General features: G+C 63.2%; 17 protein-coding genes. 10 read left to right on the forward strand and 7 right to left on the reverse strand.

Features of this window, described 5'->3' with window-relative positions; genetic code table 11:
- The first annotated feature begins 44 nt into the window (after positions 1 to 44).
- The 6 genes from LV82_RS04625 to LV82_RS04650 all read left to right on the forward strand — a co-directional run bounded on the left by LV82_RS04625 (position 45) and on the right by LV82_RS04650 (position 5,585).
- Complete coding sequence (locus LV82_RS04625) at positions 45 to 1,544, forward strand: CoA-acylating methylmalonate-semialdehyde dehydrogenase (RefSeq protein ID WP_104069541.1); 1,500 nt, start codon at positions 45 to 47, stop codon at positions 1,542 to 1,544.
- A 135-nt stretch (positions 1,545 to 1,679) separates the two neighbouring features.
- On the forward strand, positions 1,680 to 2,099 hold the full coding sequence (locus LV82_RS04630) for a hypothetical protein (protein WP_104069780.1): 420 nt from the start codon (positions 1,680 to 1,682) through the stop codon (positions 2,097 to 2,099).
- 96 nt (positions 2,100 to 2,195) lie between these two features.
- Positions 2,196 to 3,341 (forward strand): acyl-CoA dehydrogenase family protein, encoded by a 1,146-nt coding sequence (locus LV82_RS04635; RefSeq protein ID WP_104069542.1) that lies wholly within the window; start codon positions 2,196 to 2,198, stop codon positions 3,339 to 3,341.
- Positions 3,341 to 4,387, forward strand: a complete 1,047-nt coding sequence (locus LV82_RS04640; protein ID WP_104069782.1) for an enoyl-CoA hydratase/isomerase family protein — start codon at positions 3,341 to 3,343, stop codon at positions 4,385 to 4,387. The genes LV82_RS04635 and LV82_RS04640 overlap by 1 nt, the downstream gene beginning before the upstream one ends.
- Before the next feature lie 3 nt (positions 4,388 to 4,390).
- Positions 4,391 to 5,269 (forward strand): 3-hydroxyisobutyrate dehydrogenase, encoded by an 879-nt coding sequence (gene mmsB, locus LV82_RS04645; protein WP_104069543.1) that lies wholly within the window; start codon positions 4,391 to 4,393, stop codon positions 5,267 to 5,269.
- 106 nt (positions 5,270 to 5,375) lie between these two features.
- Positions 5,376 to 5,585 carry a YgaP family membrane protein gene (locus LV82_RS04650; protein WP_104069544.1) on the forward strand — a complete coding sequence of 70 codons (210 nt, stop codon included), beginning with the start codon at positions 5,376 to 5,378 and terminating at the stop codon, positions 5,583 to 5,585.
- A 112-nt stretch (positions 5,586 to 5,697) separates the two neighbouring features.
- On the opposite strand, the gene uvrA is transcribed toward LV82_RS04650, so the two are convergent.
- The 6 genes from uvrA to LV82_RS04685 form a co-directional block, all read right to left on the reverse strand.
- Positions 5,698 to 8,556: an excinuclease ABC subunit UvrA gene (uvrA, locus tag LV82_RS04655; protein WP_104069545.1), complete on the reverse strand. Its 2,859-nt coding sequence runs from the start codon at positions 8,554 to 8,556 to the stop codon at positions 5,698 to 5,700.
- Between the two features lie 201 nt (positions 8,557 to 8,757).
- Entirely contained in the window at positions 8,758 to 10,152 is a 1,395-nt protein-coding gene (gene lpdA, locus LV82_RS04665) for a dihydrolipoyl dehydrogenase (protein WP_104069547.1), read from the reverse strand.
- A gap of 91 nt (positions 10,153 to 10,243) precedes the next feature.
- Positions 10,244 to 10,816 (reverse strand): DUF924 family protein, encoded by a 573-nt coding sequence (locus tag LV82_RS04670; protein WP_104069548.1) that lies wholly within the window; start codon positions 10,814 to 10,816, stop codon positions 10,244 to 10,246.
- 74 nt (positions 10,817 to 10,890) lie between these two features.
- Complete coding sequence (locus LV82_RS04675) at positions 10,891 to 12,246, reverse strand: MFS transporter (RefSeq protein ID WP_104069549.1); 1,356 nt, start codon at positions 12,244 to 12,246, stop codon at positions 10,891 to 10,893.
- Between the two features lie 79 nt (positions 12,247 to 12,325).
- On the reverse strand, positions 12,326 to 13,387 hold the full coding sequence (gene queA / locus LV82_RS04680) for a tRNA preQ1(34) S-adenosylmethionine ribosyltransferase-isomerase QueA (RefSeq protein WP_104069550.1): 1,062 nt from the start codon (positions 13,385 to 13,387) through the stop codon (positions 12,326 to 12,328).
- Positions 13,384 to 16,665, reverse strand: coding sequence for a YhdP family protein (locus LV82_RS04685; protein WP_146065122.1), 3,282 nt, complete (start codon positions 16,663 to 16,665; stop codon positions 13,384 to 13,386). Before LV82_RS04685 ends, queA begins: the two co-directional genes overlap by 4 nt.
- Positions 16,666 to 16,783: 118 nt before the next feature.
- Between LV82_RS04685 and bcp the strand changes: the two genes are divergently transcribed.
- The 4 genes from bcp (at position 16,784) to LV82_RS04705 (ending at position 20,215) form a co-directional block, all read left to right on the forward strand.
- Positions 16,784 to 17,245 carry a thioredoxin-dependent thiol peroxidase gene (gene bcp / locus LV82_RS04690; protein ID WP_104069552.1) on the forward strand — a complete coding sequence of 154 codons (462 nt, stop codon included), beginning with the start codon at positions 16,784 to 16,786 and terminating at the stop codon, positions 17,243 to 17,245.
- Positions 17,242 to 18,081: a ferritin-like domain-containing protein gene (locus tag LV82_RS04695; RefSeq protein WP_104069553.1), complete on the forward strand. Its 840-nt coding sequence runs from the start codon at positions 17,242 to 17,244 to the stop codon at positions 18,079 to 18,081. Before bcp ends, LV82_RS04695 begins: the two co-directional genes overlap by 4 nt.
- A gap of 300 nt (positions 18,082 to 18,381) precedes the next feature.
- On the forward strand, positions 18,382 to 19,689 hold the full coding sequence (locus LV82_RS04700; protein WP_104069554.1) for a M23 family metallopeptidase: 1,308 nt from the start codon (positions 18,382 to 18,384) through the stop codon (positions 19,687 to 19,689).
- Positions 19,679 to 20,215: a polymer-forming cytoskeletal protein gene (locus LV82_RS04705; RefSeq protein WP_104069555.1), complete on the forward strand. Its 537-nt coding sequence runs from the start codon at positions 19,679 to 19,681 to the stop codon at positions 20,213 to 20,215. The genes LV82_RS04700 and LV82_RS04705 overlap by 11 nt, the downstream gene beginning before the upstream one ends.
- A gap of 59 nt (positions 20,216 to 20,274) precedes the next feature.
- On the opposite strand, the gene LV82_RS04710 is transcribed toward LV82_RS04705, so the two are convergent.
- Complete coding sequence (locus LV82_RS04710; RefSeq protein ID WP_104069556.1) at positions 20,275 to 21,078, reverse strand: DUF2189 domain-containing protein; 804 nt, start codon at positions 21,076 to 21,078, stop codon at positions 20,275 to 20,277.
- Between the last annotated feature and the right edge of the window lie 41 nt (positions 21,079 to 21,119).

The raw sequence follows: 21,119 nt of genomic DNA on the forward strand, positions 1-21,119 counted from the left end.
AAAATTGCAAGCTATCCTGCGCGCCAGAAAAGGGAGGCTTCACGATGAACGAACTTACCCACTGGATCGACGGCAAGCACGTCAAGGGCAGCTCGGGCCGCTTCGGCGACGTCTACAATCCTGCGACCGGCGAGGTTCAGGCCAAGGTGCCGCTGGCGTCCAAAGACGAACTGGACGCGGCGGTTGCCTCGGCCGCCGCAGCGCAGCCGAAATGGGCCGCGACCAACCCTCAGCGGCGTGCGCGCGTTCTCATGGAATTCGTGCGGCTGCTGAACCGCGACATGGACAAGCTGGCCGAGGCGCTGTCACGCGAACATGGCAAGACCCTGCCCGATGCCCGCGGTGATGTTCAGCGCGGTCTGGAAGTGATCGAGTTCTGCATCGGCGCCCCCCATCTGCTGAAGGGTGAATTCACTGACAATGCCGGCCCCGGCATCGACATGTATTCGATGCGCCAGCCCCTGGGCGTCGTGGCCGGCATCACGCCATTCAATTTTCCGGCCATGATCCCGATGTGGAAGCTAGGGCCGGCGATTGCCTGCGGCAACGCCTTCATCCTCAAGCCGTCCGAACGTGACCCCTCGGTTCCGCTGATGCTGGGAGAGCTGCTGAAGGAAGCCGGCTTGCCCGACGGCATCTTCCAGGTCGTGAACGGCGACAAGGAGGCCGTGGACGCGATCCTGGACAACCCCACGATTCAGGCGATCGGCTTCGTCGGTTCCACACCGATCGCGCAATATATCTATGCCCGGGGCTGTGCGAACGGCAAGCGCGTGCAGTGCTTCGGCGGCGCGAAGAACCACATGATCGTCATGCCCGATGCCGACATGGATCAGGCCGCGGATGCACTGGTGGGTGCGGGCTATGGCGCGGCCGGCGAACGCTGCATGGCGATCTCGGTTGCCGTGCCCGTCGGGGAAAAGACGGCCGACGCCCTGATCGAGAAACTGATCCCGCGGATCGAAAAGCTGAAGGTCGGCCCCTACACGGCCGGCGAGGACGTGGATTACGGCCCGCTGGTCACGCGCGAGGCGATGGAACGCGTCAAGGGCCTGATCAATTCGGGCGTCGAGCAAGGCGCGAAACTGGTCATCGACGGACGCGACTTCAAGTTGCAGGGTTATGAAAACGGCTTTTTCGTGGGCCCCACCCTGTTCGACAACGTGACGCGCGACATGGATATCTACAAGCAGGAGATATTCGGTCCGGTCCTGTCGACGGTCCGCGCAAAGACCTATGAGGAAGCCCTGTCCTACGCGATGGACCACGAATACGGCAACGGCGTCGCCATCTTCACCCGCGACGGCGACACCGCGCGCGACTTTGCGCATCGCATCAACATCGGCATGGTGGGCATCAACGTGCCGATCCCCGTGCCTCTGGCCTATCACACCTTCGGCGGATGGAAGAAATCGGCCTTCGGCGACCTCAACCAGCACGGACCGGACGCCTTCCGCTTCTATACCCGGACCAAGACCGTGACGGCCCGCTGGCCATCGGGACTGAAGGAAGGCGGCGAGTTCCACTTCAAGGCGATGGACTAGACATTGATGCGAGGCCCGGCGACCACAGCCGGGCCTCGCGGCCATCAGCAGCCTGCCTTTTTGTTGCGCACATGCGCCGCCATGTGCAACTTGATTGCGACAGCGGCACAGGCCGAAGGGGGACAGGGCAGGACCATGGCAATTTCCGTGCATATTCTGAAACAGCGTGGCCTGGTTTATGTCCGCTACAGCGGGCAGATCCGGGTGGAGGAAACCATGGCCGCCTTCGCCGCCCACTTGAAGCACCCGGACTTTCGCCCCGGCATGAAGCAACTTGTGGACCTTGCAGCGGTGACGGGGTGGGACCACGATTTCGTCGGCCTGATGGAGATGCAGGCGGAAAAGGCGCAACACCTGATGGATCCGCGCCGCGAGCTGATCTTTGTCTATTATGCGCCAACCCCGGTCACGCGCAGCCTTGCCCAGACCATCATCCGCAGCTGGGAGGGAATCGACGCCGTGATCGTGCGCGTTCAGGAAACCGAAGCCGGCGCCTTGTCGATTCTTGGCCAACCCGAAACCAGTTTCGCCGACCTTCTGGATCACGCCCGCTGAAATCGGGTCGGCTTGCCCGCGTCCAGCGCTTGCAAAAGTCTGGAAACAGTTCGAATTTAACAAGCGTTCAATTCACACACCGGGGGAGAGGCCGCAGTGGATTTCGAACTCAGCGAGGAACAGCAGGCCATATTCGACATGGCGCGCGCCTTCGGGGCCGAAGAAATCGCACCCCATGCAAGGCAGTGGGAGCAGCAGGGAACGATCCCGCGAGATTTGTGGAGCAAGGCGGCCGAGCTGGGCCTTGGCGGCATCTATGTCAGCGAAGAACATGGCGGTTCGGGCCTGTCGCGGCTGGACGCGACACTGATCTTCGAGGCGCTGTCGATGGCCTGCCCGTCGGTCGCCTCGTTCCTGTCGATCCACAACATGTGCGGCGGCATGATCGACAAGTTCGGATCAGCCGAGGCCAAGGCGCGCTGGCTGCCCGATCTTTGCGCCATGCGCAAGATATTTTCCTACTGCCTGACCGAACCCGGGTCAGGGTCCGACGCGGCCGCGCTGCGCACACGGGCAGAGCGCAAGGGGGACGGCTGGCTCCTGAACGGGACCAAGGCCTTCATCTCGGGCGGGTCCTATTCCGATGTATATGTCGTGATGGTGCGCACGGGTGGCGATGGCCCCAAGGGGATTTCGACCATTCTTGTCGAGACCGGCACGGCGGGCCTGTCCTTCGGCGCGCTGGAAGACAAGATGGGCTGGCGCGCCCAGCCCACGGCGCAGGTGCAGTTCGATGACTGCCTTGTGTCGGTCGAGAACCTGCTTGGTGAAGAGGGGCGCGGTTTCTCCTATGCCATGGCGGGTCTTGATGGCGGCCGGCTGAATATCGCCGCCTCTGCCCTTGGCGGCGCACAGGCGGCATTCGACGCCACACTGCGCTACATGGGGGAACGGCGCGCCTTTGGTCAGACGCTGGACCAGTTCCAGGGCCTGCAGTTCCGCCTGGCCGAGATGGAAACCCGGCTGCAATCGGCCCGGACCTTCCTGCGTCAGGCGGCGTGGAAGCTCGATCGGGGCGACAGGGACGCCACCAAGTTCTGCGCCATGGCCAAGCTCCTGGTCACTGACGCCGCCTTTGACGTTGCCAACCAATGCCTTCAACTGCATGGCGGCTATGGATATCTTGCCGATTACGGGATCGAGAAGATCGTGCGCGATCTGCGCGTTCACCAGATCCTTGAAGGCACGAACGAGATCATGCGCGTGATCATCAGCCGCGCCCTGCTGGCCGAGAGGGGATGATGTCCGAACAGGAAATCCTGATCCGCAAGGAAGGCCGCGCGGGACGGATCACCCTGAACCGTCCGCGCGCCCTGAACGCCCTGACGCTGGAAATGTGCCACGCCATCGATGCCGCCCTGCGCGAATGGCGCGACGATGCCGACGTGTCGCTGATTATGATCGATGCCGAGGGCGAACGCGCGTTCTGCGCGGGCGGCGACATTCAGAAGATGTACGAGGCCGGCACGCGCGGCGAATATGGCTATGGGCGCGATTTCTGGCGCGACGAATACAGGATGAACGCCCGGTTGAAGGAGTTCCCCAAGCCGATCGTCAGTTTCCTGCATGGCTTTGTCATGGGCGGCGGCGTCGGGGTCGGCTGTCATTGCAGCCATCGGATCGTGGGGGAAACCGCTCAGATCGCGATGCCCGAATGCGGGATCGGCCTGGTGCCCGACGTCGGCGGGTCATTTCTTCTGTCACGCGCGCCGGGAAGGCTTGGGGAATATCTGGGCACGACGGGCAGTCGCATGGGCCCGGCCGACGCGATCCTGTGCGGCTTTGCCGATTTCTTCGTGCCACAGGATGAGTGGCCAGCGCTCAAGGCCCGGCTGGTTTCCAGCGGCGATGCCGACGCCGTGTCGCAGGCCGCGCGCCCAGCGCCCCGGCCCGCACTGACCGGCCTGCGGCAGCAGATCGACGGGCACTTTGGTGGCGAGACCTTTGCCGACATCATCCGATCCCTGCGAACCGATGACAGCGCGTTCGCGCGCGAAACCCTGACGGCACTGCAGCGTGTCTCGCCCCTGTCCGCGGCCTGCACCGTCGAGATGATCCACCGCGTCCGTGCCCTGCCCGGCCTGCGTCACGCGCTGGAGATGGAATACCGGTTCACCTGGCGCGCGATGGAACATGCCGATTTCATCGAAGGCATCCGCGCGGCGATCATCGACAAGGACCGCAATCCGCGCTGGCGCCACGAAGGCCCCGAGGCCGTGCCAGCCGCCGAGGTCGCGCGCATGCTGATGCCCCTGGGCAAGGACAAGCTGACATTTGGGGAGGATTGAGACATGAAGATCGGTTTCATCGGTCTTGGCAACATGGGGGCGCCGATGGCGCGCAACCTTGCCGCCGCGGGTCATGAGGTTCTGGGCTACGATCCGAATGCGGCGGCGCCCGACGGCGTCCAGGCCGTCGCCAGCGCCGTCGAGGCCGCGAAAGATGCGGATGTCGTCATCACGATGCTGCCCAATGGCGATATCCTGCGTGCCGTCGCGGCCGAGGTCGTTCCGGTCATGCGCAAGGGAGCGATCTTCTGCGACTGCTCGACAGTGGATGTCGACTCGGCCCGCGCCGTTGCCACGCAGGCCGAACAGGCGGGCATCCTTGCACTCGACGCGCCGGTTTCGGGTGGCGTCGGCGGAGCGGCGGCTGGCACCCTGACCTTCATGGTCGGCGGACCCCAGCAGGCATTCGAAACGGTCCGCCCGCTGTTCGACATCATGGGGCAAAAGGCCGTGCATTGTGGCACATCGGGCAGCGGACAGGCCGCGAAGATCTGCAACAACATGATCCTGGGCGCCACGATGATTGCCACCTGCGAGGCCTTTGCGCTTGCCGACAAGCTGGGCCTGGATCGTCAGAAGATGTTCGACGTGGTTTCGACCTCGTCCGGGCAAAGCTGGTCGATGAATATCTATTGTCCGGCCCCCGGCGTCGGGCCGAAATCACCGGCCGACAATGGCTACAAGCCGGGCTTTGCCGCCGAATTGATGCTGAAGGATCTGCGACTGTCGCAGCAGGCCGCCGAAAGCGTCGATGCCGACACGCCCATGGGGCAGCTCGCCGCCGCGCTGTATGAAAGCTTTGTCGAACGCGAAGGTGGAAGGGGCCTGGATTTCTCTGCCATGCTTCCCCGTTTCGAAAAGCGAAGCCGCAAGGGCCAGTGATCACGGCTTCGTATTGTGTGACTTCGTCACTGTCCGACGCCGGAACGGTGTGCGAATATCAAGAAGTCAGGGCAGCGTGTTGCCCGAAACGCAAAGGATATCAGCCATGTTCAAGCATAATGTCGGCACGACTGATCGCATCATCCGGATCGTGGTCGGCCTGGCCCTGATCGCTTGGTGGTATTTCTCGCCCGGCATGGGGCTACGCTGGCTTCCGCTGGTACTTGGCATCATTGCCTTGGCAACGGGCCTTCTTTCCACATGCCCGCTCTATTCGATTCTGGGCATCAATACTTGCCCCATGAAGAAGAGCTGACCGGGCGCAACAGGCCAGTACAGTCTGAACACCGAAGGCGCGCCCCCGCAGGGGCGCGCCGTGATTTTTCGCTGATCCGATCTTTTGCTTGAGGGATTGGCCGCATTCGCCGCTACTCGGCGGCAATCCGCGCCGCCTTCAGCATCGGCGCCAGATAGCGGCCCGTATGGCTTGCCTCGACCTGGGCAATATCCTCGGGCGTTCCGGTTGCCACGATCCGACCGCCGCCATCCCCGCCCTCGGGGCCGATATCGATGATCCAGTCCGCGGTCTTTATGACATCGAGGTTATGCTCGATCACGACAACCGTGTTGCCCTGATCGACCAGCTCGTGCAGCACTTCCAGCAACTTGCGCACGTCCTCGAAATGCAAACCGGTTGTCGGTTCATCCAGAATGTACAGCGTTCGCCCAGTTGCGCGACGCGACAATTCCTTGGACAGCTTGACACGCTGAGCTTCGCCGCCCGAAAGCGTCGTGGCCTGCTGCCCCACCTTGATATAGCCCAGACCGACGCGGCACAGGGCCTCCATCTTCTCGCGAATTGACGGAACGGCTGAAAAGAATTCGCGCGCCTCCTCGCATGTCATGTCAAGAACGTCGGCTATGCTCTTGCCCTTGAACTTTATTTCAAGCGTTTCTCGGTTATAGCGCTTGCCCTTGCAGGTCTCGCAGGTGACATAGACGTCCGGAAGAAAGTGCATCTCGATCTTGATGACACCGTCACCCTGACAGGCCTCGCACCGTCCGCCCTTGACGTTGAAACTGAACCGCCCCGGCGCATAGCCGCGCGCCTTGGCCTCGGGCAGACCGGCGAACCAGTCCCGGATCGGGGTAAAGGCACCGGTATAGGTTGCGGGATTTGAACGCGGCGTGCGTCCGATCGGGCGCTGGTCGATATCGATCACCTTGTCGAGATGCTCGAACCCCTTGATGGTGTCGCATGGTGCGGGCGTCTCACGTGCGCCGTTCAGGCGCAAGGCCGCCGTCTTGTAGAGCGTCTCGATCGTCAGGGTCGACTTGCCCCCACCCGACACACCAGTCACGCAGACGAACTTGCCCAGCGGAAAATCGACCGTGACTCCCTTCAGGTTGTTTCCCGTCGCATTGACGACGGTCAGCACCTTGCCATTGCCCTCGCGCCGGCAGCGAGGAACTTCGATACGCCGGGTGCCCGACAGATATTGGCCGGTCAGCGAAGCCGGGTCAGCGGCGATTTCCGGCGGTGTGCCGCGCGCCACCACACGCCCCCCATGCACACCCGCACCGGGCCCGATATCCAGGACATAATCGGCCTCGCGGATGGCTTCCTCGTCATGTTCGACCACCAGAACGGTATTGCCCTGGTCACGCAGGTTTTTCAGCGTCCGGATCAGTCGGTCATTGTCACGCTGATGCAGGCCGATCGACGGTTCGTCCAGAACGTACAGAACCCCGGTCAGACCGGAACCGATCTGGCTGGCCAGCCGAATGCGCTGGCTTTCCCCGCCCGAGAGCGTGCCGGCCGACCGCGCCAAGGTCAGATAGTCCAGCCCCACATTGACCAGAAACCCCAGACGCTCGCTGATCTCCTTCAGGATCATCTGGGCGATTTCGTTCTTTTGCCGTGTCAGATGCCCGGGAACCGTCGCGATCCAGTCATGGGCCTGACGGATCGACATCTGCACGACCTCACCAATATGCAACCCGCCAATCTTGACAGCCAATGCCTCTGGGCGCAGGCGATACCCACCGCAGGCACCGCAGGGGCGGTTGTTCTGATAGCGCTCGAATTCCTCGCGCACCCATGCGCTGTCGGTTTCGCGCCATCGCCGCTCCATGTTGGGGATCACGCCTTCGAATGTGCGTGAAACCTCATAAACCCGGCCGCCATCGTCAAAGCGAAAGCGGATTTCCTCGCCATCCGAGCCATACAGGAAGAGCTTCTGGATCTTTTCCGGCAGATCCTTCCATGGCTTGTTGGCATCGAAGCCATAGTGCCGGGCCAGCGCGTCGATCGTCTGCAGGAAATAGGGCGTCCTGGTCTTGCTCCACGGCGCGATCGCCCCGTCCTTGAGCTTGCGCGTCACGTCCGGAACGATCAGGCGTTCGTCGAAAAACAGCTCGACTCCCAGCCCGTCGCATTTCGGGCAGGCCCCGAACGGGGCGTTGAAGGAAAACAGCCGCGGCTCGATCTCGGGGATGGTAAAGCCCGATACCGGACAGGCGAAATTCTCCGAAAAGGTAATGCGTTCGGGCTCGCCCTCGGCCGGTGCGGTTTCCAGAATGGCGATCCCGTCGGCCAGGTTCAGCGCCGTGCGGAAGGAATCGGCAAGGCGCGTTTCGATCCCCTCGCGAACGACGATGCGGTCGACGACGACGTCGATATCGTGGCGGAACTTCTTGTCCAGCGTGGGCGGCTCATCCAGATCGTGGAATTGTCCATCGACCTTGACGCGCTGAAAGCCCTGCTTGCGCAGCTCGACGAATTCCTTGCGATATTCGCCTTTTCGGTCGCGCACGATCGGGGCAAGCAGATAGGCCCGGGTGCCTTCCGGAAGGGCCATGACCGCATCGACCATGTCCTGGACCTGCATCGCCTCGATCGGTTTGCCTGTGGCCGGGGAATAGGGTGTGCCCACGCGCGCGAACAACAGTCGCAGATAGTCGTAGATCTCGGTCACCGTGCCGACCGTCGAGCGCGGGTTCTTCGAAGTCGTCTTCTGTTCGATCGAAATGGCAGGGCTCAGGCCCGTAATGTGATCGACATCGGGCTTGCCCATCATGTCAAGGAACTGGCGCGCATAAGCCGACAGACTTTCGACATAGCGCCGCTGTCCCTCGGCATAGATCGTGTCAAAAGCCAGGGATGATTTGCCCGATCCTGACAGACCCGTGATGACCGTCAGCTGATTGCGCGGAATATCGACATCGACATTCTTGAGGTTGTGTTCACGCGCGCCGCGTACCTCGATGAATTTCTGTTCGGCCATGCTGCCCCCGGGGATTGCGCGTTAACACATAATGGATGGCGGCCGAGTCTCCAAGCCGGAAGGCGGCACAAATCACGAACATTCGCGGATCGGCAACCGGACCGGCCAAATTCCGGTGGCATGGCATGGCAACGCACACGCGAACGGAAAGGCCCCGCGCCCGGGTCCGGGCAACGGGGCCTTCAGGCAATTCTTCGGGTATCAGAAGTGGATTGCGCGCCCGTAGGCATCCAGAACGGCCTCGTGCATCGCCTCCGAAATCGTCGGATGCGGAAAGACCGTGTGCATCAGGTCTTCCTCGGTGGTCTCGAGCATGCGGGCAACGGTATAGCCCTGTATCATCTCGGTGACCTCAGCCCCCACCATGTGCGCGCCCAGAAGCTCTCCCGTCTTCGCATCGAAGACGGTCTTGATCATGCCTTCCGGTTCGCCAAGAGCAATCGCCTTGCCATTCCCGATAAAGGGGAACCGGCCAACACGCACGTCAAAGCCTGCTTCCTTGGCCTTGGCTTCAGTCAGGCCCACGCTCGCGATCTGCGGATGGCAATAGGTGCAGCCGGGAATCGAGTTGGGCTTGATCGGATGCACCTTCTTGCCCGCAATCAGCTCGGCCACCATGACGCCCTCGTGGCTGGCCTTGTGGGCAAGCCAAGGCGCGCCCGCAAGGTCGCCGATGGCATAGACACCCTCGACACCCGTGCGGCAATATTCATCGGTCACGACATGGGTGCGATCGATCTTCACGCCCAGAGCCTCAAGCCCCAGCCCCTCGACATTTCCGACGATCCCGACAGCCGAGATTACGGTATCGAATTCCCGCGTCTCGACCTTGCCGCCGGTTTCGATATGGGCGGTGACCTTCCCCTTGGCCCGGTCCAGCTTCCTGACCGTGGCCTTTTCCATGATCGTCATGCCCTGCTTGACGAACTGCTTTTTTGCAAAGGCGCTGATTTCCGCATCCTCGACGGGCAGGATACGGTCCATGACCTCGACCACGGTCGTCTCGGCCCCAAGCGTGTTATAGAAGCTGGCAAACTCTATCCCGATTGCGCCAGAGCCGATGACCAGCAGCTTTTTCGGCATGCGCGGCGGCATCAGCGCGTGCTTGTAGGTCCAGACCAAGTCGCCATCAGCCTCGAGCCCCGGCAATTCGCGCGCCCGCGCGCCGGTGGCCAGAATGATATTCTTCGCGGTGTAATCCTCGGTTCCCTTATCGGTCTTGACCGAGACCTTGCCACGGGCCGGAACGCTTGCCTGCCCCATGATGACCGTGACCTTGTTCTTCTTCAGCAGATGCCCCACGCCACCGGACAGCTGCTTGGCCACGGCGCGCGAGCGCTGGACGACCGCATTCAGGTCGTATCCCAGGCCTTCAGCCTTCAGCCCGAATTCCTTGGCCCGGTGCATCAGGTGAAACACTTCCGCCGAGCGCAGCAGCGCCTTGGTCGGGATGCAGCCCCAGTTGAGGCAGATGCCGCCCAGATGCTCACGCTCGACCACCGCGGTCTTCAGGCCCAGTTGCGCGGCGCGGATTGCGGCCACATAGCCACCCGGCCCTGCACCGATCACGATCACGTCGAAGTTGTTTGCAGACATCCGATCCTCCCACTGGGAAAAATTGGTTTGGTACTAAACTATCTGGTGCCGACAAACAATGCACGTAACGTCACCCCGCCATGCGCAATCGTCATGACTGAAGCGACCGAACGATCGCACCATAGCCACCAGAGGCCATGAACTCCTCTTCCTCGGGCGGGGATTGCCTGCCCAGGGCAGCATTGCGAAAGGGAAAGCGGCCGAAACGCCGGATGATCTCGCGGTGGGCGCGGGCATGCAGGGCGTATTCGCCGCCGCCTCCGGACATGCGCGTCTCGATCAGCTCGACGGCGCGGTCCTGATCGGCCAGGTTCTCGCTGTGCTCGAACGGCATGTAGAAGAAGATCCGTTCGGGCTCGTCGATCTTCAGGTCCAGGTCGTGGGCGACGGCATCCCGCGCCGCGCGCAGGGCCAGCGGGTCGGTAGCGAATGCTTCGGGCTTGCCGCGGAACATGTTGCGCGGGAACTGGTCCGTCAGGATCAGGAAGGCCAGAACGCCACGCGGGCCATTGCACCAGTAATCCAGCTCGCCTTTTCGGGCTGCCTCCCACAGTGCCAGAAAACGGTGGCGGATTTCCTCGTCCAGCTGCGGATCGCTGGCATACCACCCCGTTGGCCCGACCTCGCGCAGCCAGAATTCAACGACAGACTCGGCTTCGGACATCGCTTCCTCCCATCGACGTTCGACCGTTGATGGATGGTCGCAGGATTCCCGTCACAAGGCCAGAAAAACGCGCATCAGCCGATCTGGTGAGGGCCTTCGGTCTTTGCCACCTCCCCATCCTGATCGGCCGGGGTCCCGTCCGCGGCGCGCTCGGCTTCCGCTTCGCGTTCCGCCTCGCGCTCCGCCTCTGCGGCCTCTTGCGATTCCGAGGCGATCTCCATCGCCGTTTCGACGGCGACGATACCCGCCGTGGGCACCAGTGGCGTGAAGGTGCCCGTCTGTTCAGTCGCCGGCGCCGGTCGGCGGGTCATCCGCCATGCGGCATAGCCAGACATGAGGATGAAGAGACAGGCAAGGAAGAAGAAGAACCCTTCGGGCCCCATCCAGCCCATGATCCAGCCGGTCACAAGCGGTCCGCCGATCGCGCCCACCCCATTGATGAAGATCAGACCCGCAGAGGCGGCCGGCATGTCCTCGACGCTCAGAAAGTCATTGGTATAGGCCACAAGCAGCGAATACAGCGGGTTCGCCATGCCCCCGATAATGGCCCCAAGCAGGACCAGCAGCCCGAAATCGAAATCCGCGAATGCGGGCAGGGCCGAGGCGATCCCCCCAGCCAGGGAAAGCACCAGAACCAGCACACGCCGATCCATCCGGTCCGAGATCCAGCCTATTGGGTATTGCGACAACAATCCGCCGACATAGATCGACGCGATGAACGTCGAGATCTGCGCAACGCTCAACCCGGCCAGCGATCCCCAGACCGATGCCATGCCGAACAGCGCCGAGAAAACCCCTCCCAGCAGGAAGATGCCCACGCATCCCAGCGGAGAGATTCGGTAAAGTTCGACGAAACTCAGCGGCTTGGTCAACTCAAATCGCGGCGCCGGTCCGGCCGACAGAAGGATGGGCGTGAATGCGATCGACACCAGGATCGAGGGAATCACGAACAGCAGATAGCCCGACGGATCGCCCGCATTCATCAACAGCTGGGCCGCGATGATGCCCAGCATCTGCATGATCATGTAGGCCGAAAGCGCCTGCCCGCGCGTCTCGTTCGTCGAGGCGTCGTTCAGCCAGCTTTCGGCGGTGATGTAGACTCCCGAAAACGAAAAGCCGATCATGACCCGCATCAGCGACCACGCGATCCAGTCGGGCGCGACCGCATAGGCCACCAGAACCGCCGAGATCAGCGAGCCCAGCGCCGCAAAGACCCGCACGTGACCGACCCTGCGGATCAGCCTGGGCGTCGTTCGACTGCCGAACAGGAAGCCCACGAAATAGGCCGACATGACGATCGACATCTGCGTCGTCGAGAATCCCTCGATGGCGCCGCGGATACCCAGAAGCGTCCCCTGGACGCCATTGCCGATCATCAGCAGCATCATGCCCAGAAGCAGGGCCCAGGAATTGCGCAAAACACTCAGCATCGGCGGCGTCCGTTTCAGGAGAGCGGAAATGTACTACCAGATGACGACACGATCGGCCGCAGCAGCGACCGGTGGGCGGTCAATTCCGCCCTTCTGGCAGCAATAGCGAGGCATCGCCATAGGAAAAGAAGCGATACCGGTTGCGGACCGCGTGATCATAGATCCGGCGAATCCGATCCATCCCCATCAGGGCGGAAACCAGCATCATCAGGGTCGATTTCGGCAGGTGAAAATTCGTCATCAACCCGTCGGTCACGCGAAAGCGATACCCCGGATAGATGAAGATGTCGGTCTCGCCCTGCCAGGGATGCATCAGCCCATCCGGGTCTGCCGCGCTTTCGATCAGACGCAACGCGGTGGTCCCCACCGGGATGACGCGCCCGCCCGCGGCGCGCGTGGCGTTGATCTCGGCCGCGGCTTCGGCACTCACCTCGCCCCATTCGGCATGCATCTTGTGCGTCGTCACGTCCTCGACCTTGACCGGCAGGAAGGTTCCGGCCCCGACATGCAGGGTCACATGCGTGAAGGCGACACCGCGTTCGGCCAGACGGGCCAGAAGGTCGTCATCGAAGTGCAACGAGGCCGTGGGGGCTGCGACCGCGCCGGGGCGGCGCGCAAAGACGGTCTGGTAATCCTCGCGGTCCTGTTCGTCGGGAGCGCGGCGCTGGGCAATGTAGGGCGGCAGGGGCATGGCGCCGGCCTGCGCCAGGGCGGCGTCGAAATCCTCACCCTTCAGGTTGAAGTCCAGCTCGGCCCGCCCGTCGTCAATGGACACGACATGGGCCGTCAGGCGATCCGAGAAACGGATCTCTTCGCCCTGACGCAGCTTGCGCAACGGCCGGACCAGGGCCGACCAGCGGCCGTCGGGGCGTGGCTCGGCCAACGTCACCTCGATCCGGGCAATGGCCTCGCCCTGCGGCGTCTGTCGCGCGCGCGTGCCCGTCAGGCGGGCGGGAATGACCTTGGTGTCGTTCAGCACCAGTCGGTCGCCTGGTCCCAGAAGATCGACAAGGTCGCGCACATGCATGTCGCGAATCCTGTCACCCTCGGCAACCAGAAGCCTTGCGGCGGGACGCGGACGAATGGGCCGCGTCGCGATCAGCTCCTCGGGCAGGTCGAAATCGAAATCGGACAGTTTCATTCGCTCTCCACCGGCTTGAGGCCACGGAACAGTTCACGCAATGGCCCCGGCATCAGGATGGACAGCGGATTCACGCTGACGCGCGGCCGTTCGACCGTGCCCGTCACGCGGTAATTGAAGCCGAACATCCCCTCGCCCCTGCGCGTCATGCCTTCGCCGATCTGATTGACAAGATAGACAGGCGATATCGTTCCCTGAACGTCCACCGCCCGCGCGCGCAGGTCATAGACCCCTTCGGCCGAGATGCCAAGAGAAGGCCCGACAGCCGAAGCCCGGCGGATCACGACCTGATCGGGTGTCAGATCGAAGATTGCGGCGATGCTGTCGAATGGCAGGCCGGGACCGGCCAACTGATCCAGCAGCCCCACGACAGAAATCGCGCTAAGCAGCGAGGCCAGAACGGGCGCATCGACGACCCGCATATCCTTCAGCCGAAGATCGCCCCGCCACGCGCCCCCTGTGCGCGGCGTGAGGCCCAGATCCAGCGTCCCGCCAAGACCACGCTGGAACAGGCCAGCATCCCTCAGGACCCTTCCGGCATCCCCGGCCCGGATGCGGATGGCGGTTCGCCCGGCCTCTGGCGCCAACTGCCCGGAAATCTCTGCACCACCATTGACCGATGCGGAAAACGCGCCCGATAGCCCGCCCTGCGACGAAAGATCGCCACGAAAATCCGTCAATGACAGCTTTTCTCCGACACGCACGCGATCCAGGCTGACGGTCATCGGCGTCGCGGGTCCGGTTGCGCCGCCAAGCCGAGGCAGGTTACGCAGATCCAGCACTCCGCCCCGAATGATGACGGCGGGCGGACGTCCCGCGCCCCGTCCGACCAGATCGACGGCGCCCGCAAACCACGACCCGATTCTCAGCTTGTCCAGCCGAAGACGCTCCAATCCGCCTGCCGAGGCAAGCGACAAGGCGCCCGATGCCTCGAAACCCGGCGCGGAAAGGGAAAGCGAGTCGATCCGCGCCGGTGTTGTCAGCAGGCCCGCCATCCGGAATGCGCCCGTGCTGCCTGCAGCCTTTGACCAGCCAATCTGCGGAATCGACAAGCCGATTCCCTTGAGGTCCGAGATCAGCTCGAACCGCGCGGGTTGTCCCCTTGTCAGCGCCAGGTCGATCTGCCCCGTGCCCTTGCCGCTGAGAAAACCATCCGGCAGAGCGATCTTCAACGCCTTCAGGGCGGGTGGCGAAATCTCGATCTCGCCGGTCAACTCGCTCTTGCCACGGTATTCAGGGCCAAAGCGCTGTCGCCATGACGCCGTTACCGGAATTTCGGCAAAGCGTGCCGCACCCGAGATCTCGAGCCCCGCGCGATCGGCGCGAACCCGCAGGCTTTTCGCCGTCAGCTCACGTCCCGGCACGATCCGGTCTGACCTGACATCCGTCAGCTCGCCATCGACGGTGATGCTCACGTCCTGCGGCCTGACCTTTGGCACCATCCGGAACTCCAACTGCGTGGTCAGTCGCGCACGCCCTTCGGCCAGCTCCACCGGACGGTCGGACTTCTTGAGAAACTCGAACGGCTTCTGGTCCAGGATCCAAAGCGCCGCCGTCACGCTGCTGTCGGTGCGGATCGTGAACTGCGCCAGGGCGGGCTTTTCGCGCAGGTTGGGCACATGCATCACGCTGTCGGAAAGATCGATCCGGCCGCCTTGCTGCGCCATGACATGGCCGGAATTCACGACCAGGGTATAGGCATCGTCCGCGATGACCCCATGTCCCGATCCTTGCCGGATCAGGGGCATCGCGCGCAGGAAACGAACCTCGGCATCATAGAATTCCCAGCCCAGATACAGGCGGGGGTCGTGCCCGGGCATGGCGCGGTAGGCACCCTGAAGGTTGAACATCTGACCCGCAGCCACATTGTCGGCCAGCCATTTCCGGGTCTTCGGCTTGACGGCGATCGGCCACAGCGCCAACAGACGATCGGTCGTGATCTGGTTGATCTGGCTATCCACGGAAACGGTCCAGCCCTTTTCGTCTGCACCGACCCGCCCCCGTGCAGTGATGCGATCGCGATCTTCGATCAGCGTCAGCTGGCCGATTTCCAGGCTGAAGGGGTCCAATCGCAACCGGAAATCGAACTGGCCCTGGTGAAACTCGACAGGTTGCTGGAAGACACCTTCGGGGTCCACCTGCAGGCCGCCGATTTCCACCTGCGACACCAACGCGCCGGGCCAGGCGCCGTCAAAATCGCGCAACCAGGTCGTTGCCTTGGCGCGCGCGCGCAGCGCCGGGCCATCCAGCGCGATCTCGTCAAATCGCAACTGGGCGCGTTCGGGATCATAGGCCATGCGCAGGATCACGCGATCGAAAGGAACCGGTGCGGCCTCGGGCGTCGGCCGCAACGCACCTGCCGCCAGGTCCAGCCGGCCGGACAGGCCAAGATAGCGTCCGCGTTCATCCAGGCCGGTCGTCAGCCGGCCAGAGATCGGCGCATCCAGGGCAGCCAGAAAGGCAAGCGCCGGCGATTGCACGGACAGATCGCGGGACCTGACGCCAAAGATCTCGATCGACAAAGTCGTTCGGGGCGAACCCTTGTGGCGCTCGAACTGCAGTTCCGCCCGCGACACCCGGTCAGCAGCACCCGGGACATCCGTTCCGAAATTCGATCCGATCTCGATCCGCAGGGCTTCGTCATCCTGCGTCAGACGCAGCCGCCCGCGGCTCGTGGCCCAGACCCGTCCCGTGCGCATGTCATCCAGCCGCAGGTTCAGATCATCGATCGTGATGTCCTCGATCCCCGAAAGAACCGAACGATCGAAGACGTCGCCCGCCAGCTTCAGAAATTCGGCCGGGCTGAACGAGACGATCGGAATCGCCGTTCCCAGCGACAGATCCAGTCTGCCGTCGGCAAGACGCCGCAATGCGAACCGCGCGCCGCGCACCCTCAGAAACCTGGGCTCGACCCGCCCGCTCAGCAATGGTCGCATGTGCAAGCCCAGTCGCGACTCGGGCAAAAGGGCGATGCGCGCGCCGGCCGGGCTTGTCAGCTCGATGTCATTGAACCGTACCCGCGGGACAAGACGTTCATCCACGCCCAGCGAGATCGCCCCGATCCGCACATGAGCCGTATCGCCCAGGGCGGCATTCAACCGCGTCTCCAGACGTTCGACCACCCATCCGGGGGCCGGCAACCGAAATCCCGACACACCCAAGGCGATCAGGGTTCCAACCGTCACGACCAGGGCAAGCATCAGCCACAGCGAGAACCACCCCGCCTGCCGGTGGATCGGCTTCCTGCCCCCGGACCGCGCTCTGGCCGCCTTGCTCAACGGAAATGCCCGCCCTCTTGCTGGCCCCCTCGTCGGGCCCTTCTTGTCCCCATTCCTTTAACTTTCCGGGAAAGCGACTAAAACACAAGGCAACGTGATCCAGTCTCAGGAGGCAAAGATGCTCAATCCCGGTGATCCGGCCCCCGATTTCACGCTGCCCGCCACTGGCGGCGGATCAATCAGCCTGTCCGAATTGCTGCCACGAAAGGTCGTGCTGTATTTCTATCCCAAGGACGACACGCCGGGCTGCACGACCGAGGCGCTGGATTTCACGCGCCTGGCAACGGAATTCGAACAGGCCGGCGCCGTCGTCGTCGGAATTTCGAAGGATTCCGTTGCCAAGCACGACAAGTTCGCCGCCAAGCACGGACTGAACATCATCCTTGCGTCGGACGAAGATGGCGACACATGCGAACGCTACGGCGTCTGGGTCGAAAAGAACATGTATGGACGCAAGTACATGGGGATCGAGCGTACGACCTTCCTGATCGGGGGCGACGGGCGCATCCTGCGGATATGGCCCAAGGTCAAGGTCAAGGGCCATGCCGAGGAGGTTCTGCAAGCGGTGCGCGAAGCATGAAGACGCTGGCCGAAATGGCGGTCGAGGTCCTGACCACCGCCGACGGACGCGAAAAGACGGCCCTGTCGCATGCGCATGCCGCGACATGGCGCGCGGCCCGTGCCGAGGGCCGCGTGATCGAGATCGGTCATGCCACACCTCCCCTGCGTCCGGCTCGGCCCGAGCGGCCGGAATTGCTGCCCCCGCGCGATGTGCCGCGACGTCGTCCCGGCACGAAACAGGGCCGGATCGCGCTGCTGCACGCGCTGGCCCATATCGAGTTGAATGCCGTCGATCTGCACTGGGACATCATCGCGCGGTTCACCCATGTACCCATGCCCCCCGGATTCTACGACGACTGGGTGAAATCCGCGGACGAGGAGTCCAAGCACTTCAATCTGCTGTGTGACTGCCTGGAATCCATGGGCAGCCATTATGGCGCCCTGCCCGCCCATGCCTTCATGTGGCAGGCCGCCGAGGACACCGCGGCAGACCTGATGGGGCGGCTGGCGGTTGTCCCCATGGTGCTGGAAGCCCGTGGGCTCGACGTCACCCCCGGCATGATCGAGATCTTCCAGAAGGCCGGCGAAGACGACGCCGTCGCAGCACTGCGCACGATCTATGCCGAGGAGGTTGGCCATGTCGCCTATGGCGTCAAGTGGTTCAACTGGCTGTGCGGCCGCGATGGCCTGGACCCGAAGGACGTCTTTCACAGCCTTGTCCGCAAGTATTTCCGTGGCGCGCTGAAGCCGCCCTTCAACGAAGAAAAGCGTGCCGAGGCGGGGCTTCCCCCCGACTTTTATTGGCCCCTTGCCGAAGAGGTCGCCGACGCGCCCGGAACGGCTGCGTTCCGCTGACCCGCCGCATGTCAGCCATGTCGGCGGAATCCTGCCAAAACGGGCGGGATTCCGCAGACAGCACTGCATTTCATATCGAAACCGTTGCACGCGCGCATCACCGTTGCTAAGCGCGTCTTGACGCTTGATGCACGGTCCGGCGACCGGACGGGAATGCATCGCGTTTGGGGATGGAGGACTTCCGGCGGCTCGGCTGTCGCGCGTCTTTGGGGACGGTCCTCTTTCATAACGAGGTGAAGGAAAAGGGCCCACCCGGGAATGGAAGATCGGGCAAGGGTCTGGGGCTACAGGGGGTGAAGTTTGCCGGCACGGATCTTGCATCGCGCCAACGTCGCGCTGGAACGCTGGCTGCCAGAGCAGCGTCTTTTCCTGCGTTCGGATGAAGGAACCCGTTTCATTCGTCTGCGGCCGCTGACCCAGGCGGGCGTGCTGGCAGGATCGGCCTGCCTGGTTGCCTGGGCGATCGTTGCGACGGCGATCCTGCTTTTCGACACGATCGGACAGGACAACGCGCGCGAAAGATCGCAACGTGAGCTGGCCAATTACGAGGCCCGTCTGGAAGCCCTGTCGCGCGAACGTGACAAGCGGGCCGAAGAGGCCGCCGCCGCGCAGGAACGTTTCGCGATCGCGCTTCGCCAGGTGTCGCAGATGCAGTCCGCCCTTCTGGCCTCCGAAGAGCGCCGTCGCGAACTGGAAAAGGGCATCGGCGTCATCCAGGCCACGCTGAAACGCACCGTGCGGGAACGCGATGCCGTGCGTGAGCAGCTCGCAGCCCTCGAAGCCAAGGATGAGCCGCGCCTTGCCCAGGCGGAAAATGCGCAGGAGACGGTCGAAACCGTCGCCTATCTGACGGATGCACTGTCACAAACCGCCTCGCAGCGTGACGAGATGGCCCGGGCGGCCAGCGAGGCGCGCGCCGAGGCGGATCGCATAGCCTATGACAAACGCCTGCTGGAAGAACGCCACAACGAGATCTTTGCCAGCCTTGAAGAGGCCGTGACGATCTCGATGGAGCCGCTGGACAAGGTCTTTGCCTCGGCGGGGCTGAATGCCGACGATCTCATTCGTCAGTTGCAGCGCGGCTATTCCGGCCAGGGCGGCCCCCTGGGACCCCTGCTGCCCGCCGTCAGCGACATCGACGACCCGGACATGCAGCGTGCCCGCAACATCATCCAGAATCTGGACCGCATCAACCTGTATCGCCTGGCGGTCGAAAAGACACCTCTCACCATTCCCGTACGCGGCTCGTATCGATACACCTCGGGCTTCGGGCGCCGCTGGGGACGAATGCATGAAGGCGTGGATCTTGCCGGCCCGATCGGCACACCGATCCAGGCGCCGGCCGATGGGGTCGTCGTATTCGCCGGCCGGCAGTCCGGCTATGGCAACCTGATCAAGATCCGCCACGAATTCGGTATCGAAACCCGATACGGACACCTGTCACGGATCCGGGTAAAGGTCGGGCAAAAGGTCTCGCGCGGCGAGGTAATCGGTGATATGGGGAATACCGGACGTTCGACCGGCCCCCATCTGCACTATGAGGTCCGCGTCAATGGCAAGCCAGTCAATCCGATGACGTTCATCAAGGCGGCAAGAAATGTTTTCTAGAAGCAAGATCCACGCCCCCGGCCCCAAGGCCGCACAGGAACCCGAAAAGGCAAGTGCCGTTGCGCCCAGCCCCGCAAAGGCAGCGGCGGATTATGCTCCGACCACGCCAAAGGCGAAGCCTCCGGCCTCCGTTCTGTCGGCGGACCTGACGGTCGTGGGCAATATCCGCACGACGGGCGACATCCAGATCGAAGGCACCGTCGAAGGCGACGTGCGGGCGCATCTGCTGACCATTGGCGAGAATGCCCGGATCAAGGGCGAGATCGTCGCCGACGATGTGGTCGTGAATGGCCGGGTCATCGGTCGCGTGCGCGGCCTGAAGGTCCGCCTGACCTCGACCGCGCGGGTCGAGGGCGACATCATTCACAAGACCATTGCGATCGAATCCGGCGCCCATTTCGAAGGCTCGGTTCAGCGCCAGGAAGATCCGCTGTCCCTTGGCACCGCCAAGGCGAACGGCATGGCGGCCGCAGCTTCGGGCAAAGGCGCCGCGCCGGAAAGCAGAACGACGAACGCAACGCAATAAGTCGCGATTATCCGGATAGTTCGAACGGGGGCGCCTCTGGTCGCCCCCTTTCTGTTTGGCTAGCCGGTACCAACTGCCGTGGAAGACTTCGACGGCATCAGCCTGCGGTACATGTGCCATGTCGCATGGCCTAGAACGGGCAGCACGACGAAAAGGCCCAGAAACAGCGGCAGCATTCCAACGAACAAGAGCCCCGCGATCACGATGCCCCAGACGATCATCGTGCCCGGATTTTCCTGAACCGCACGCACCGAGTGGATCATTGCGGTCACGAAATCGACCTCGCGCTCCAGCAGAAGCGGCAGCCCAGCCACCGTGACGGAAAACAGTACCGCGGCAAAGGCCGCGCCGATTGCCCCGCCAACCAACAACATCAGGGGGCCGTTTCCTGTCAGGAACAAGGTGAACGGGTCGTTGCCCGGGGTAAACCCGCGCAGCCCCAAAAACAGCGCAAAGATCGCATGCGCCACAAAGACCCAGAACAGGAAAATGACCACGATCACGGCCGCCATGGCCGGGATCTGCCGGTCTCTCTGGGCAAAGACCACGCCCAGAACGCCCGGCCAGTCCAGGGGTTCGCCGCTCTCGATCCTGCGGCTGACCTCGTACAAGCCGACGGCCGCGAATGGCGCCAGAAGCGGAAAGCCAACCGCAACTGGCGCAAGCCACCAGATTTGCCCGGCAAGCGCGTAGACATAGTAAAGGATCAAGCCGCCCGCGACATAGACCGCACTGAAGAACAGGCCGAACAGCGGCGCCCTCAGGAAATCCCTCAGCCCGAGCCGCAGGACTTCGCGAATGTCTGATATTTCGACCCGGCCGATATCCGGCAGCGGGTCAGGACCGCGCAATGTCTGATCCATGGCCTCCTCCCCTGTCCACGGCACAGCCATGTTACGGCGGC

The sequence above is a fragment of the Albidovulum inexpectatum genome (genome assembly GCF_002927635.1).
Lineage (GTDB): Bacteria > Pseudomonadota > Alphaproteobacteria > Rhodobacterales > Rhodobacteraceae > Albidovulum > Albidovulum inexpectatum.

Coding starts and splice junctions, on each gene's coding strand:
- mmsB (WP_104069543.1), top strand. CDS start 4,391: ATGAAGATCGGTTTCATCGGTCTTGGCAACATGGGGGCGCCGATGGCG.
- uvrA (WP_104069545.1), bottom strand. CDS start 8,556: ATGGCCGAACAGAAATTCATCGAGGTACGCGGCGCGCGTGAACACAAC.
- LV82_RS04705 (WP_104069555.1), top strand. CDS start 19,679: ATGTTTTCTAGAAGCAAGATCCACGCCCCCGGCCCCAAGGCCGCACAG.
- LV82_RS04695 (WP_104069553.1), top strand. CDS start 17,242: ATGAAGACGCTGGCCGAAATGGCGGTCGAGGTCCTGACCACCGCCGAC.
- lpdA (WP_104069547.1), bottom strand. CDS start 10,152: ATGTCTGCAAACAACTTCGACGTGATCGTGATCGGTGCAGGGCCGGGT.
- LV82_RS04640 (WP_104069782.1), top strand. CDS start 3,341: ATGTCCGAACAGGAAATCCTGATCCGCAAGGAAGGCCGCGCGGGACGG.
- LV82_RS04670 (WP_104069548.1), bottom strand. CDS start 10,816: ATGTCCGAAGCCGAGTCTGTCGTTGAATTCTGGCTGCGCGAGGTCGGG.
- bcp (WP_104069552.1), top strand. CDS start 16,784: ATGCTCAATCCCGGTGATCCGGCCCCCGATTTCACGCTGCCCGCCACT.
- LV82_RS04625 (WP_104069541.1), top strand. CDS start 45: ATGAACGAACTTACCCACTGGATCGACGGCAAGCACGTCAAGGGCAGC.
- LV82_RS04650 (WP_104069544.1), top strand. CDS start 5,376: ATGTTCAAGCATAATGTCGGCACGACTGATCGCATCATCCGGATCGTG.
- LV82_RS04630 (WP_104069780.1), top strand. CDS start 1,680: ATGGCAATTTCCGTGCATATTCTGAAACAGCGTGGCCTGGTTTATGTC.
- LV82_RS04675 (WP_104069549.1), bottom strand. CDS start 12,246: ATGCTGAGTGTTTTGCGCAATTCCTGGGCCCTGCTTCTGGGCATGATG.
- queA (WP_104069550.1), bottom strand. CDS start 13,387: ATGAAACTGTCCGATTTCGATTTCGACCTGCCCGAGGAGCTGATCGCG.
- LV82_RS04710 (WP_104069556.1), bottom strand. CDS start 21,078: ATGGATCAGACATTGCGCGGTCCTGACCCGCTGCCGGATATCGGCCGG.